This window comes from Bradyrhizobium sp. 199, from assembly GCF_023073355.1.
GTDB lineage: Bacteria > Pseudomonadota > Alphaproteobacteria > Rhizobiales > Xanthobacteraceae > Bradyrhizobium.
This window is the reverse complement of the sequence record NZ_JADPJI010000005.1, coordinates 2,390,782-2,404,646: the sequence shown is the minus strand read 5'-3', so window position 1 is coordinate 2,404,646 and position 13,865 is coordinate 2,390,782. Positions and strand designations below refer to the sequence as shown.

Annotated in this window: 13 protein-coding genes; 7 read left to right on the top strand and 6 right to left on the bottom strand. The window is 63.5% G+C overall.

Annotated features, from left to right (window positions below; translation table 11 throughout):
- Positions 1-3 precede the first annotated feature (3 nt).
- From IVB28_RS20200 to IVB28_RS20190, 3 genes are read right to left on the bottom strand one after another with little or no spacing between them, the layout of a single operon-like run.
- Positions 4-1,914 carry an NAD(P)/FAD-dependent oxidoreductase gene (locus tag IVB28_RS20200; protein ID WP_247528404.1) on the bottom strand — a complete coding sequence of 637 codons (1,911 nt, stop codon included), beginning with the start codon at positions 1,912-1,914 and terminating at the stop codon, positions 4-6.
- Positions 1,911-2,558: a TetR/AcrR family transcriptional regulator gene (locus tag IVB28_RS20195; RefSeq protein WP_247528402.1), complete on the bottom strand. Its 648-nt coding sequence runs from the start codon at positions 2,556-2,558 to the stop codon at positions 1,911-1,913. The genes IVB28_RS20200 and IVB28_RS20195 overlap by 4 nt, the downstream gene beginning before the upstream one ends.
- Positions 2,555-4,048, bottom strand: a complete 1,494-nt coding sequence (locus IVB28_RS20190) for an AMP-binding protein (RefSeq protein WP_247528401.1) — start codon at positions 4,046-4,048, stop codon at positions 2,555-2,557. Before IVB28_RS20190 ends, IVB28_RS20195 begins: the two co-directional genes overlap by 4 nt.
- A gap of 171 nt (positions 4,049-4,219) precedes the next feature.
- On the opposite strand from IVB28_RS20190, the gene IVB28_RS20185 reads away from it, so the two are divergent.
- The 7 genes from IVB28_RS20185 (at position 4,220) to IVB28_RS20155 (ending at position 10,518) form a co-directional block, all read left to right on the top strand.
- A complete protein-coding gene (locus IVB28_RS20185) occupies positions 4,220-5,479 on the top strand; it encodes an ABC transporter substrate-binding protein (protein WP_247528400.1) in 1,260 nt (419 codons plus the stop codon).
- Positions 5,480-5,569: 90 nt separating this feature from the next.
- On the top strand, positions 5,570-6,472 hold the full coding sequence (locus IVB28_RS20180) for a branched-chain amino acid ABC transporter permease (RefSeq protein ID WP_247528399.1): 903 nt from the start codon (positions 5,570-5,572) through the stop codon (positions 6,470-6,472).
- The gene (locus IVB28_RS20175) at positions 6,469-7,488 is read left to right on the top strand and encodes a branched-chain amino acid ABC transporter permease (RefSeq protein ID WP_247528397.1); all 1,020 of its coding nucleotides are present in this window, start codon (positions 6,469-6,471) and stop codon (positions 7,486-7,488) included. The genes IVB28_RS20180 and IVB28_RS20175 overlap by 4 nt, the downstream gene beginning before the upstream one ends.
- Positions 7,489-7,490: 2 nt before the next feature.
- On the top strand, positions 7,491-8,246 hold the full coding sequence (locus IVB28_RS20170) for an ABC transporter ATP-binding protein (protein ID WP_247528395.1): 756 nt from the start codon (positions 7,491-7,493) through the stop codon (positions 8,244-8,246).
- The gene (locus tag IVB28_RS20165) at positions 8,243-8,956 is read left to right on the top strand and encodes an ABC transporter ATP-binding protein (protein ID WP_247528393.1); all 714 of its coding nucleotides are present in this window, start codon (positions 8,243-8,245) and stop codon (positions 8,954-8,956) included. Before IVB28_RS20170 ends, IVB28_RS20165 begins: the two co-directional genes overlap by 4 nt.
- A gap of 167 nt (positions 8,957-9,123) precedes the next feature.
- Positions 9,124-9,342 (top strand): hypothetical protein, encoded by a 219-nt coding sequence (locus IVB28_RS20160; RefSeq protein ID WP_247528391.1) that lies wholly within the window; start codon positions 9,124-9,126, stop codon positions 9,340-9,342.
- Between the two features lie 120 nt (positions 9,343-9,462).
- Positions 9,463-10,518: a putative sulfate exporter family transporter gene (locus IVB28_RS20155; protein ID WP_247528389.1), complete on the top strand. Its 1,056-nt coding sequence runs from the start codon at positions 9,463-9,465 to the stop codon at positions 10,516-10,518.
- Between the two features lie 51 nt (positions 10,519-10,569).
- On the opposite strand, the gene IVB28_RS20150 is transcribed toward IVB28_RS20155, so the two are convergent.
- The 3 genes from IVB28_RS20150 to IVB28_RS20140 are packed head-to-tail and all read right to left on the bottom strand — an operon-like array spanning position 10,570 to position 13,768.
- The gene (locus tag IVB28_RS20150) at positions 10,570-11,442 is read right to left on the bottom strand and encodes an ABC transporter ATP-binding protein (RefSeq protein ID WP_247528388.1); all 873 of its coding nucleotides are present in this window, start codon (positions 11,440-11,442) and stop codon (positions 10,570-10,572) included.
- Positions 11,439-12,350: an ABC transporter permease gene (locus IVB28_RS20145; RefSeq protein WP_247528387.1), complete on the bottom strand. Its 912-nt coding sequence runs from the start codon at positions 12,348-12,350 to the stop codon at positions 11,439-11,441. Before IVB28_RS20145 ends, IVB28_RS20150 begins: the two co-directional genes overlap by 4 nt.
- On the bottom strand, positions 12,347-13,768 hold the full coding sequence (locus tag IVB28_RS20140) for an ABC transporter substrate-binding protein (RefSeq protein ID WP_247528386.1): 1,422 nt from the start codon (positions 13,766-13,768) through the stop codon (positions 12,347-12,349). Before IVB28_RS20140 ends, IVB28_RS20145 begins: the two co-directional genes overlap by 4 nt.
- Between the last annotated feature and the right edge of the window lie 97 nt (positions 13,769-13,865).

Here is a 13,865-nt window from a genome sequence, read left to right as displayed (position 1 = left end):
AGTCTACGCCTTCGTCAGCCTGTACTGCCGCAGATCCGGATCGTGCGTCATCCGCCAGTAGTCGACGAAGCGCCAAGGCATTGCCGAAAACACGCGGCCGCTCGAGTTGCGGTAGTAAGTGCTCATGCCGGGATGGGTCCAGATCATCGCCTCGTGTTCGGCGTCCACCCTGCGGACGTAGTCGTCGAGCACGTCCTGGCGGACGTCGATGGCCGCGACATCCTGCTCGATCATGTCGGCAAGACACGCCGAGATGTAGCGGCTCTGGCATTCCGACTGGAAAATGACGCTGCCGCCATGGGCCGGGCCGGAGTTCGGGCCGAGCATGCAGAAGAAGTTCGGAAAGCCTGGCACGGTGAGACCAAGATGCGCGGTCGGATTGTCGTTGGCCCAGGCCTGGCGCAAATCCTTGCCGTCGCGGCCGCTGATATTGAGGCGGGCCGCCATCTCCGTCACCCTGAAACCGGTCGCGACCACGATGATGTCGGCGGGACGGTGCTTGCCGTCAGCGGTGACGATGCCACTTTCATCAAAATGATCGATCGTGGCGGTGACCAGCTCCACATTGTCGCGCCTGAGGGTTTTGAACCAGTTGTTGTCGAGCAGGATGCGCTTGCCGTAAGGCGGATAGGACGGCACGCATTTCTCGATCAGATCGGGCCGGTCCTTCAGCTCTGACAGGATGAAATCGGTCAGCTCCTGGCGGTGCCGGTCATTGCCCTTGTTGACCGCGCGCTCGGGGTGCGGCCAGGCGGGGTCCTTGCGCAGGAAAGGCAGGAGGCCGTCGCCATAGCGCCAGAACATGTTGAAGCGGTACCACTGCACATAGAACGGCAGATGCGCCAGCAGCCAGCGAGCGCCCTCGCTGATCGGATCGGCATAACCCTTCACCGGGCGCGCCCATTGGGCGCTGCGCTGATAGACAGTGACCGAAGCCACGCGGCCGGCGATCGACGGCACCAGCTGCATCGCGGTCGCGCCGGTGCCGATCACGGCGACGTGCTTGCCGTCAAGCTTGATGTCGTCCGACCACAGCGCCGAATGCAGGATCGTTCCCCTGAAGGCCTCCTCGCCCTTGAAGCGGGCGCGGGAGGGATCGTTGAGCTGGCCGATGGCCGAGACCAGCGTGGTAGATTCGAACGTCTCCTCGCCGTCCTTCGTCTTCAGCGTCGAGATCCAGCGCCGCTTGCCTTCGTCCCAGCGCGACGAGGTCAGCTCGGTGTTGAGGCGGAGATGCTTGCGAATGCCATATTCCTCGGCAACCTTCTGGAGATAGCCGAGCAGCTCTTCGCGCTGGCAGAAGTAGCGGGTCCATGCGTTGCCCGAGCCGAACGAATACGAATAGGAGTGGTTCGGCGTATCGACGCCGCAGCCGGGATAGCGGTTGATCCACCAGGTGCCGCCAAGCTCGGCGTTCTTCTCGACAATGGTGTAGGGGATGCCGAGATGGCCGAGCGCGACGCCAAGCGCGATTGCGCAGACGCCCGCGCCGACGATCAGCACATGCTGGTCCGCGAGCTTTTCGTCGGACGGACGCTTGGTCCAACGCGCCTGACGCGCCTCAAAGCCCATCTCCTCGCGCATCAGCGGGGCATATTCCGGCGCGACGTTCTCGCCGAGGCAGGCGCGCATCATCTTCAGCAGCATCTCTTCGCCGGGGTCGGCGATGACAGGCTTCGGCGTACCATTGGCGAAGAGCTTGACCACCGCGGCGCGGATCTCGTCCTGGATGTCCCGGGGCACACCGGCCTCGGGATCCGGAATGAGGCGGATGTCGCGCTTGGGCAGGTAGGGCGGCGCGAGCCATTTCTCGTCGCCGGTCATATGCACCAGTACCATCAGGAGACAGCGGATGTCGCCTTCTGCAATGGTCGAGGCAAGGTCGAGCGGCGTGTGCGGAGATTCGACGTTCATGGCGTGTCCTGTTCCCCCGACGGATTGAAGAGGCCGCGCGTCATCAGCTTGCGATAGGCGGAGATGACGTGCTCGGGCACGGCGGTGACGCCGGCGGCCGAGTAGGAGTAGCGACGGCTGAGATAGCCGCGCGCGCCCATCAGCATGTGGACGATGGCCTCGAACTCGTCGTCGGTAAAATCCTCGATGGCGCCGGCAAGGCGCGCACGACGGAGGATGCGGACGTAGGCGACCGAGATGTTGTCGAGATGCTTCTGATAGCCGACGGGTGCGAAGAACTCGGCTTCGTTGAGGATGCGCAAGAATTCCGGCACCTCGCCGATGAATTCGAAGAAGGCGGCGAAGCGTTCGATCTCCTGCCGCGCCGCGTGCGCGGTGCCGGTGCGGGCGCGGATGAACTCGACCATGTCGAGGCCGATCTTCGGCAGCAGCTGATCGAGCAGCTCCTGGCGGTTCTCGAAATGATTGTAGAAGGTGCCTTGCCCGACGCCGGCCTGTTCCGTGATGCGGGCGACGGAGGCCTCGGCATAGCCATGCTTGCCGACGACTTTGGTGGCGGCCTCGAAGATCTTCTGCTTGGTCCAGGCGTTGCGCTCGATGCGGTTGAGCTTTGTGACCTTCGCGGCGGCTGGGCCTTGATTCATGCCACGGTCTCCAGTTCAGCGCGCAGCACGCGCTTGAGAATCTTTCCAGACGGGTTGCGCGGGAGGCTGTCGCGGAGGATCAGCTCCCTCGGCACCTTGAAGCTTGCAAGACGCGCCCGGCAGTGCTCGGTGAGAGCAGGGAGCTCCAGCGTGGCGCCTTCCGCCAAGACGACGACGGCGACCGGCCGCTCGCCCCAGAGGGCGTCGCGGAGACCAATCACCGCGACTTCGCGCACCTCGGGCAATTCATAGATGACGCGCTCGACCTCGGAGGAAGCGATGTTCTCGCCACCGGAGATGATCATGTCCTTCTTGCGGTCGGTCAGGTAAAGAAAGCCGTCCTCATCGAGGTAGCCGACGTCGCCGCTGCGGAACCAGTCGCCGAAGAAGGCCGATGCCGTATTCTGCGGGTCATTCCAGTAACCGCGCGTGATCTTCGGTCCGCGCAGGCAGATCTCGCCGTCGACCCTGGGGGGCAGCGTCTTGCCGGCCTCGTCGCGGATCTCGATCTCGACATGGGCGATGGCGCGCCCTGTCGAGCCGATCTTCTCGATCTCGCGGCCGGCCTCCATGAAGGTGTCGCCGCCGACGGTTTCGGTAAGGCCATAGGCATCGATATAGCGCGCGTTTCGGAAATACTCGGAGAAGGCGCGGATGCGCATCTCCGGCGTCTTCTCTCCGCCCCCGATCGCCCATCGCAGGCTGGAGACGTCGTAACGGTCGCGCGTCGGGCAGGTCAGCATCGCGGTGGTCATCACAGGCGCGAACCAACCGGCGTTGAGCTTGTCTTCTGCGATGGCGCTGAGCGCCGTCTCCGGCTCGAAATTGCGCTCGATGCGGATGAAGCCTCCATGCCAGAGCACGGCGATGCCGGGCAGGTCGAGCGCGCCGACGTGATAGAGCGGACCGACCGCGAGCAGCCGCGTCTCGGCACTGAGCCCGAGCGCGATTGTTTGATCCGCGGACTTCCAGTAGAAATTATCGTAAGTGAGCATCACGCCCTTGGGGCGGTCGGTCGTGCCCGAGGTGTACATCAGCCGCATCAGGTCGGCTGGTGCGCGGACATGCATCGGCGCAGGCGGCGTCTCGCCCGCGACGTGGGTGACGCTCTGCTGCGCAGTCGCGTCGAGCACGACAATGCTTGCTCTCGCTGCATTCGCGGCCAATTCCTCGTCGACGATCAGAAGCCGCGCGCCGGCATTCCCGGCGATGTAGCCGACCTCGTCGCGGGAGAGGCGGAAGTTGATCGGCAGGAATACCGCGCCGAGATGGCTCGTCGCGAAGACGAGTTCGAGGAATGCCGCGCTGTTCTTCATCAGCACGGCGACGACGTCGCCGGCGCCGACGCCCCGCGCGGCGAGCCAGCCTGCCACCGTCCGGAGCCGCGCATCGAACGCCGCGTAGGAAATCTCCTCGCCGCGATATTTCAGCGCGGGCCGGTCCGGCGTGCGCCGGGCATGAAAGGCGATGAAGCTCGAAAGATTGATCATTTTGCGGACATTGGGCCGAATACCGGCCTCGATTACTCCTTCAATGAATTCTGACTCGTAATTCATCTTCAGCTTGACGTCACCCCCTTTGCTCTGAAATCCTTGGGGACACGGAGACGGACGATCTCCGGCTGGGATCAGGACACGCCGACCCGAAAGAGGGAGGGGAAAATGACGATAACCCGCACGCCGGGCATCAGCCGCCGTTCAACACTGGCGCTGATGGGCGCCGGTGCGATGACGTTCGCCGCGCCGTGGGTGGCGCGTGCGCAAGCCAAGACGATCAAGATCGGCATGCCGACGATTCTGTCGGGCCGCGTCGCGCAACTCGGCACGTCTTCGCGCAATGCGGTGATGCTGGAAGTCGAGAAGGCCAACGCCGCCGGCGGTCTCGCCGGCCGACAGATCGAGATGGTGATCCGCGACTCCAAGGGCCAGCCGCAGGAAGCCGCGCGTGTCGCACGCGAGCTTGTCAACACCGACGGCTGCGAGCTGCTGCTCGACGGCGAGGCGTCGTCCGGATCGTTCGCGGTGCATGAGGTCGCGCGCGATCTCGGCGTGCTCTGCATCCACACCTGCTCGGAAGCGTCCTCGCTCACGGCCGACCCGAAGCAGCACATCCCCAACGCGTTCCGCTGCGTGCGCCAGGGCATTCACGATTCCATCGTCGGCGGCAGCTACGCCGCCGCGATCGCCAGGGCCAAGAGCCTGAAGAAATGGGCAACCTGTTCGCCCGACTATGCCTACGGCCGCGATACCACCGGCGAGTTCACGCTATACCTGAAGCGGTTTGCGCCCGACGTCGAAATCATCAGCGAGTCCTGGCCAAAGCTGTTTCAGCCCGACTACACCGAAGTCGTGACCAAGATCCTGCAGGCCAAGGCCCAGGCGCTCTATTCCTGCCTGTGGGGCGGGGATCTCACCTCCTACATCGACCAGGCCAACATTTACGCGATGTTCGGCCAGATGGAGGTGTTCGCGGTCAATATGGCCGACTACACCGCGCTCACGGTGGTGAAGAACCTGCCGAAGGGCATTCACTCCGGCAACCGCTACATCAAGACTTTCCCGACCACGCCGGAGAACGCCGCCTGGGGCGATGCCTACAAGGCCAAGTACAACGAATACCCCACCAACTGGTCGTGGCAGAACGCGACCGCGGTGATGTTCCTGGCAGAAGCCGCCAAGAAGGCGAACTCGGCGGACGGCAAGAAGATCGCGGAGGTCTTGAAGGGCCTCACCATCAAGTGCCCGTTCGGCGCTGACGGCACCGTGACGATGCGCGGCGATGACCAGACGCTCGTCGGCTACGCCATCGGCTGGGGCACCACGATCCCGCAGGAGCCGTATGTTCCCGAGATCAAGGCCGGCGACTGGAAGACCATCTTCGAGCTCGAGGCCGAGTGGAAGAAGAGCAAGGGCTTTACCTGATCTGAGCTGCGGCGGAGATGGGTGACCGTCTCCGCCGCTTTCGCTTGGCTCCTCGCGCCATGTCGGGCGCGCTGCAATGAAAGTGCTCCCGTGGATCTCGACGCGCTTGCCGGCTGCCTCTCCAGCTCCGCCTGTCTGGTGACGCAGACTACCAGCGGCCTCATCATCGGCATGCTTCTGTTCCTGGTTGCGGTTGGGCTGACGCTGATTTTTGGCGTGCTCAAGGTGGTCAATTTCAGCCACGGCGCCTTCTACATGTTCGGCGCCTATTTCGCGATGACGGCCTATCAGCTCACGGGAAGCTTCGCGTTGGCGATGCTGGCGGGCGCGGCCGGCACGGCCATTCTCGGCCTGATCTTCGAACGCGTCTTCATGAGCCGCGTCTACGGCGCCGACGTGCTGATGCAGCTCCTGGTCTGCTACGCGTTCGTGTTGATATTCGACGATGTCGTGCGCATCATCTGGGGGCCCGAATTCAGGTCGATGGGCATGCCGGCGGCGTTCCAGGTGATGCCGTTGTTCATCGCCGGCGGCGTGGTGCCGCCTTATTATCTGCTGCTGATCGGCGTCGCGCTGGTCGCGGCGATCGTGCTCGGCATCGGATTGTCGCGCAGTCGCATCGGCAAGGTGATCCGCGCCGCCGCCCATAATCCCGGCATGGTCTCCGCGCTCGGCATCAATACCGGCCTGATCTATGGCGGCGTGTTCGCGCTCGGCGGCATGCTGGCGGGCCTCGCCGGCGCGCTCGCAGCACCCGTGCGCTCGCTGACACCGGGCATGGGATTTTCGGTGCTGATCGAGTCCTTCATCGTGACCGTAATCGGCGGCATGGGCTCGATCCTGGGCGCGCTGATCGGCGCGCTCCTGCTTGGTCTCATCAGGTCGTTCGGCTCGCTCGGCTTTCCCCTGTTCACGGAGGGCCTGATGTACCTCTTCATGGTGATCGTGTTGGTCTCCAAGCCCACGGGCTTGTTCGGCAAGGAGGCGGCATGACCGAGCTGGAGGCTGGACACGCCGAAGCGCTGGCGCCGGCGCAAAGCGGCGCGGCGTTTCAGCGTTATCGCGACATCTTGTTCGCGCTGGTCGCCTTCGCGGTGCTGGCGAGTCTTCCGCTGTTCACGGGCAGCAAGGCGCTGCTCGATTTCGTCATCCGCTGTTCGGCTTACGGCCTGTTTGCGACCTCGCTCAATCTGCTGGTCGGCTACACCGGCCTGACCTCGTTCGGGCACGGCATGTTCTTCGGCCTGGGTGCCTACAGTTTTGGCCTGATCATGCAGAAGCTCGCCGTGTCGATTCCGGTCGCGTTCGCCGCGACGTTGGCGATCACGGCACTCATCGCCGCGACCATCGGCGCGATCTGCGTGCGGCTGAAGGAGATCTATTTCGCCTTCGTCACACTCGCCTTCCAGATGCTGATCCATTCGACGATCCTCTCATGGGCCTCTTTCACCGGGGGCGATCAGGGCCTGCGTGGCGGCATTCCCAGGCCGGCGTTCCTCGGCATCGATCTCTCCAACCACGTCCATCTCTATGTCACGAGCTGCGCGCTTCTGATTCTCGGTCTGCTCGCAATGCGCCAGATCGCGCAATCGCCGTTCGGCTACACGCTGCGTATGATCCGCGACAACGCCGCGCGCGCGAGCTTTCTCGGCATCGACGTCTGGCGCGCCAAGCTCACCGTGTTCGTGCTGGCGGCACTGTTCGCGTCGATGGGCGGCATGGTGATGGCGCTGTTCGTCTCGGGCGCTTATCCTGAATTTGCCTACTGGACCATCTCGGGCGAAGGCATTTTCATCAACATGCTCGGCGGCGTCTCGACCTTCCTCGGCCCGATGGTCGGCACCGTGCTGCTCTTGCTGCTCAATGACACCGTGACGCGGCTCACCGAGTATCACGGCATCGTGCTCGGTGTGGTCATCCTGTTCTTCGCGCTGGGCCTGCGCAAAGGCCTGCTCGATTTCGCCGCAGAATGGGTCTCGCGGCGGCGAAATGCAGGCGAGGGGCGCTAGCGATGCTGGAGATCCGCAACCTCGCAAAATCCTTTGGCGGCGTGAACGCGACCAACGACGTCTCGCTCGATTTCCCCGACGGCTCGCTCACCGCGGTGATCGGCCCGAACGGCGCGGGCAAGAGCACCTTCTTCAACTTGATCACCGGCGCGCTCAAACCGGATTCCGGAGAGGTGCTGCTCGACGGTGTCGATCTCGCCGGCCGCACGCCGCCGGAGATCGTCCGCCACGGCATCGGCCGCGCCTTTCAGGTCGCCAGCATCTTCAAATCGCTGACGGTGCAGGAGACCATGCTGGCTGCCGTCAGCGCGGACCAGCGCACGTCCGCGGTGCTGCACAAGCGCTTTCCATTGCCGGAGACACGCGACCGTGCCGAGCACGTCATGGAGCTGCTGGGCCTCGCCGGCAAACGCGATCGTACTGCAGCGACGCTGTCGCACGGTGATCAGAAGTTGCTCGATATCGCTTTGGCTCTGGTGCTCGAACCAAAGGTGCTGCTGCTGGACGAGCCGACCGCCGGCATGGGCCCGGAAGAGCGCTGGCGCATGATCGACAAGGTGCGCGAGCTCTGGGAAACCCAGAAGATCACCGTCGTCTTCATCGAGCACGACATGGACATCGTGTTCAAGATCGCGCCAAAAATCGTCGTGCTCTGCTACGGTCGCATTCTTGCGACAGGCACGCCCGACGAGATTCGCAACGACGGCGCCGTGATCGAGGCTTATCTCGGCACCGAACATGCGGGAGCTTCCGCATGAGCGCTCCCATCATCGAGGTCGCGGATCTCGACGTCTACTACGGCACCAGCCAGATCCTGTTCGGCGTCGGCCTCTCGGTGCGTCAAGGCGAGACCATGGCGCTGCTCGGACGTAACGGCGCCGGCAAGTCCACGACCATCAAGGCCATCATGGGATTGGCGCCGCCGAGGCGCGGCAGAGTGAGCTTGCGGGGCGAGGTGATCTCCGGCCAGAAGCCGCACACCATCGCCCGAGCCGGCCTCGGTTTCGTACCGGAGGACCGCCAGATCTTTCCGGAGCATACGGTCGAGGACAATCTCGTCATCGGTCGCAAGAAGGGGCCGGAGGGCCAGGACGAATGGCCGATCAAGCGCATCTACGACGTCTTCCCGCTTCTTGAGCCGCTGCGCCACCGCATCGCCGGGCGCCTCTCCGGCGGCGAGCAGCAGATGCTTGCGATCGCGCGCACGCTGATGGGCAATCCGGCGTTGCTGCTGCTGGACGAGCCGAGCGAGGGACTCGCGCCGATCATCGTGCAGCGGATCGGCGAGCTGTTACGGCAGCTCCGTAAGCTCGGATCGACCGTGCTGATCGCCGAGCAGAACATGCATTTCTGCATGGGCCTTGCGAGCCACGCCACGGTTATCGACAAGGGCCAGATTGTCTACGCCGCCGGTATAGACGAGCTGAAGGCCAACGAGGCGATCCGGCGGCGGTATCTGGCCCTGTAGCCCGGGCGCCGGCGGTCTAAACAGGCCGGAAGAAGAAAACCATTGTCCCGGGGGTACCCGCCAGAAGGAGTTTCCCCTCCGGAGGACAAAAACGCCAATCGCTTCCATTGCCGTTTGGGTGGGAAACGACGACATTCCGATTTGGATTTGATGGATTGGCTACGGTCATGGAACGCACTGGATTTGAGCCCTTCGGCGAGCAGCTGGTGTCCGCAACGGACGCCCAGCCGAAATCGCGCAGCTCGAAGCTCCTGCTGCGAGCCGGGACCACGCTGTTCTGGTCACTGGTCGCGGGCATCGTGCTCGCCCGTGCGGCCTTCTTCGAGCCGGGCATCTATGACGGCTTCAGCCGGGTGGCCGTGCTCGCCAAGAACCTGATCTTCTAGAGATCGCTTGAGCGGCTATTCCGGGCTGAGGAGAAGACCTCCGTCGGCCCTGATATGCCGAAAACTTATTCCCCAATCGGACGTCGCTGCGTATAAATCCTTCTCCTCGGGGAGAGATTTGTGTCGCAGAATCAAGCATCCAGCCCGGCCGATTCCAAGCCGACTGCCATCAGCCGCGCCGTCGCGCTGATTCCCGGAATTCTCCTTTGTATCGCCGTCGCCGGTGTCTCGGCCCTGCTGGAGCGGGCCGAATTGGGCGTTTTCGAGCATCCCTATGTCGAGGCGCTGGTGATGGCGATCCTGCTCGGCATGGTGCTCCGCAGCTTCTGGAAACCGGCGCCACGCTGGCAAGCCGGGATCGCCTTCAGCGCCAAGCAGCTCCTCGAAGTCGCCGTCATGCTGCTGGGAGCCTCGATCAGCTTCGCCGCCATCGCAGCCTCGGGGATCGCGCTGCTGGCATCGATCGCCGCCGTCGTCGTGGTCACGCTCTGCGTTTCATTCGGCCTTAGCCGTCTGCTGGGCCTGTCGACGCGATTGTCGATCCTGATCGCTTGCGGCAACTCGATCTGCGGCAATTCCGCGATCGCTGCCGTGGCGCCGATCATCGGCGCCAACAACGACGAGATTGCATCCTCGATCTCCTTCACGGCCATCCTCGGCGTGATGATGGTGCTCGGCCTGCCGCTCCTGATTCCGCTGTTGCAACTGTCCGCCACGCAATATGGCATCCTTGCAGGCCTCACCGTCTATGCGGTGCCGCAGGTGTTGGCCGCGACGGTCCCGGCTGGGCTGGTCTCGACCCAGATCGGCACGCTGGTGAAGCTGATGCGCGTCTTGATGCTCGGGCCCGTCGTCGTCGGCCTGTCGCTCGCCGCCTCGCGCTGGCAAAGCGACGCCAAGAAGACCAATGTTGGCTTCTTCCGCCTGGTCCCGTGGTTCATCCTCGGCTTCCTCGCGCTCGCGACCCTGCGGTCTCTGGAGATCGTGCCGGGCACGGTGGTCGGGCCGGTGACGAAGATCACCGGCTTCCTCACCGTGGTCTCGATGGCCGCGCTCGGCCTCGGCGTCGACGTGCGCGTGCTCGCCAATGTCGGGGGTAGGGTGACGGCCGCCGTCACGCTGTCGCTGATGCTGCTGCTCGGCATCAGCATCGCCCTGGTGCAGTGGTTTAAGTGAGCTCTTCTTCTCCCACAGCGAGAAGGAAGGCTGCTCGCGAGTGTCGACGAGCTAAATCACATCCGCCAGCGAAGCGCCGTGCAGCTCGATGTTCAGTCCCTGCATGCCGAGATCGGTGATCTCGCCGCCCATCGCCTTGAGGCTTTCCTCGCGAATCAACGACATCAGTCCGCGGCGCAGCGCCAAAAACTCCGACGACATCATCATCGACTGCTGCCGCGGCCGCTCCAGCGGGATCGGAATCTCCGCCTTGATTGACCCGGGGCGCGCGGTCATGCAGTAGACGCGGTCGGAGAGGAAGATCGCCTCGTCGATATCGTGGGTAACGAACAGCACCGAGATCTTCAGCCGCTGCCACATGTTGGTGAGGATCTGCTGCATGATGACGCGTGTCTGCGCGTCCAGCGCACCGAACGGCTCGTCAAGCAGCAACACTTTCGGTCCCGTCGCCAGCGCGCGGACGATGCCGACCCGTTGCTTCATGCCGCCCGAGAGCTTTTCCGGATAATGCTTCTCGAACGCTTCGAGACCCGCGAGCCCGAGCAGGGTGCGTGCCGCCCGTTCGCGCTGCGAGCGCGGCATGCCGCGCATCTTCAGGCCGAATTCGACGTTTTCCCGCACGGTCTTCCAGGGAAACAGCGAATATTGCTGAAACACCATGCCGCGCTCGGCGCTGGGGCCGTTCACCTTCTCGCCGTCGACAGTGACGATGCCCGTGGTCGGCTTGAGGAAGCCGGCGACCGCATTGAGCAGAGTCGATTTTCCGCAGCCGGAGGGCCCGACGATAGAGACGAACTCGCCGGGCTTCACGTGAATCTGCGTCTCGGTGACGGCTTCGACCGGCCCCTCGATGCTGTCGTAGCTGAGGGAGAAGTTTTTGACCTCGATATGGCCCTGCGGTGCCCTGACAACGATCTCACTCATCTTGTTCTCCACGGCATCACCAATTGTCCGGCCCCCCGGATCAACATGCTTGACCCGAGCCCGAGCACGCCGATCGCGATCATGCCGAGCGCGATGTCGGCATACTGGACCAGCGAATAGGCTTCCCAGGTGAAATAGCCGATGCCGTACTGACCGGAGATCATCTCGGCGGCGATCAGCGACACCCAGGCAACGCCCATGCCGACGGTGAGGCCGGTGAAGATGTGCGGCAGCGATGCCGGAAAATACACCTCGCGGAAGATCGAGCGTTCCCGCGCTCCGAGACATTGCGCGGCGCGCACCAGTACCGGATCGACCAGCGACATGCCGTGCAGTGTGTTGACCAGGATCGGAAAGAACGAGCCGAGGAAAGTGATGTAGACGATGCTCTGCTCGTTGGTCGGCCACAGCATGATCGCCATCGGTACCCAGGCGATCGCCGGGATCGGCCGCAGCACCTCCGCCACTGGGAAGATGATCTCATGGATCAGCTTGAAGCGGCCCATGATGAGGCCGAGCGGCACGGCGACGATCGCCGCGAGCGAGAAGCCGAAGAAGATGCGTCGGCAGCTCAAAAGGACGTGCAGCAAGAATTTGGGATCATGGATCGCCTTTGTGAAGCTGGCATAGACTGCGAGCGGCGAGGGCACGTTGGTGAAGCGCACGAAGAACACGACGCGAAAGGTCGTCAGCAGGTGCCAGACCAGCAGGAAGGCGAGCAGCGAAATTACGCCGATCGCGATCGCGCGCAGGCCTGCCCGATTGAGCCGGTACCAGCGCAGCGCGTGTGCGCCGAAGGAAGGCGGCGTCGTGGGCGGGGTGATGACGGCGGGCGCAGGGCCCGGCTCTGCAATGGCTGGTGCCGGCATGCCGTCCTCGGGGTGTCGGACGAGGGCGGGACTGCTCACGTCTTGCCTCCGCCGACGGCGGCCTTCACCGCGTCCTCGAAGCCGAGCACCTTGCCGCTGACTTTGGCGGCGTAGGCTTCGGCGTCCTTCTTGAGCAGGAACGGGGCGACGTCGCTATTACCGACGGCGAAGAAGGCCTGGTCGGCGAACAGCTTGATGCCGCGCGTGGTGTCGAAGACATAGGCGACGTTGATCTTCTTGCCCTTGGCCTTGTAGTCGGCGTACGCACCGAGGGTGCAGGCGGCGGACGAGAAGGGCATGATGCCGGCATCATCCACCCAAACCTCGCCGGCCTTGCGCGGATCGGCGATCGGCTTCTTGCAGAAGGAATCTTCGCCTGAGATCTCGTAGTTCCTGGTGCTCGCAAGCTGTGCGTCGTAGTCGAGCTTCATCTCGGCATAGGCCTTGCGGATGTAACTGTCGTCGACCCATTTCTTCGGATCGAATTCCTTCATACGACCGAGGTTCTGCAACACCTTGACATCGGCGGTGGCGGCATCGATCAGAGCGGGCTTGATCGTGGGATCCGTGGTCATGTTGCCGCTGGGCCCGAGGAAGATGTAGACCACTTCCTTGTTGATGCCGGTCCACTCCTGGATTTTCTCGGCGGCGAGTTTCGGATCGTCGCGCAGCCATTGGTTGGCGGCGATCACCGCCTTGAAATAGGCGACGACGACTTCCGGATACTTCTCGGCAAAATCGGTGCGGACCACGATGCCGTGAAAGGTCGGCAGATTGGTCTCGACGCCGTCAAAGATCTTTCGCGCGAAGCCGCGAAAGGGCAGAAGCTCGGCGAAGGGAACGAAGTCCGCATGCGCGTCGATCTTCTTCTCCTGGAGGTTGGTCGAGCCAACCTCGGGGCTCTGGCTGACGAGCTGGAAGAAATCGGAGGTGTAGCCGCGGTCCTGCATCGCTTTCAACACCATGCCGTGCGCGGCGGAGCCGAACGGCACGCTGACGAGCTTGCCCTTGAGATCGGCGAGGTCGTAGTAGGGCGAATCCTTGTGAACGACGAGGCCATTGCCGGAGCCGGATAGGCTGTAGGCGGCGACGCCGATGAGCCGGCTTTTGCTCTCCGGATTGCTCTCGAAGGTGAAGCCGTTCACGATCAGCGGATAGTCGCCCATCATGCCGATCTGCAGCTTGTTCGCCATCATCGCGTTGGTGACGGGCGGACCTGAGGTGAAATTCTGCCACTCCAGCTCGAACTTGATGTTGGCGTATTTGCCGTCCTTCGGCAGATATTTCTCGAGGAGATGCAACTGGCGGATGACGACACCGGCAGTCACCGTGTTGGTCGTGGTGTCCTGCGTCCCGATGCCGAGCGTCACGGTTTCCGCGGAGGCCGGCTGCGCGATCAGAAGCGCCGTCGACGTCACGGACATCGCGAGCGAGAGCTTGGGAAGATGGCGGACCATTCTCATCCTCATTCGGTTGGATGTGCTGTGGTTGCCATGATTGGGTGAGGGCCCGGACAGGGCAAATCCGGAATGGCCGCCGCAGTCGATTAGTTGC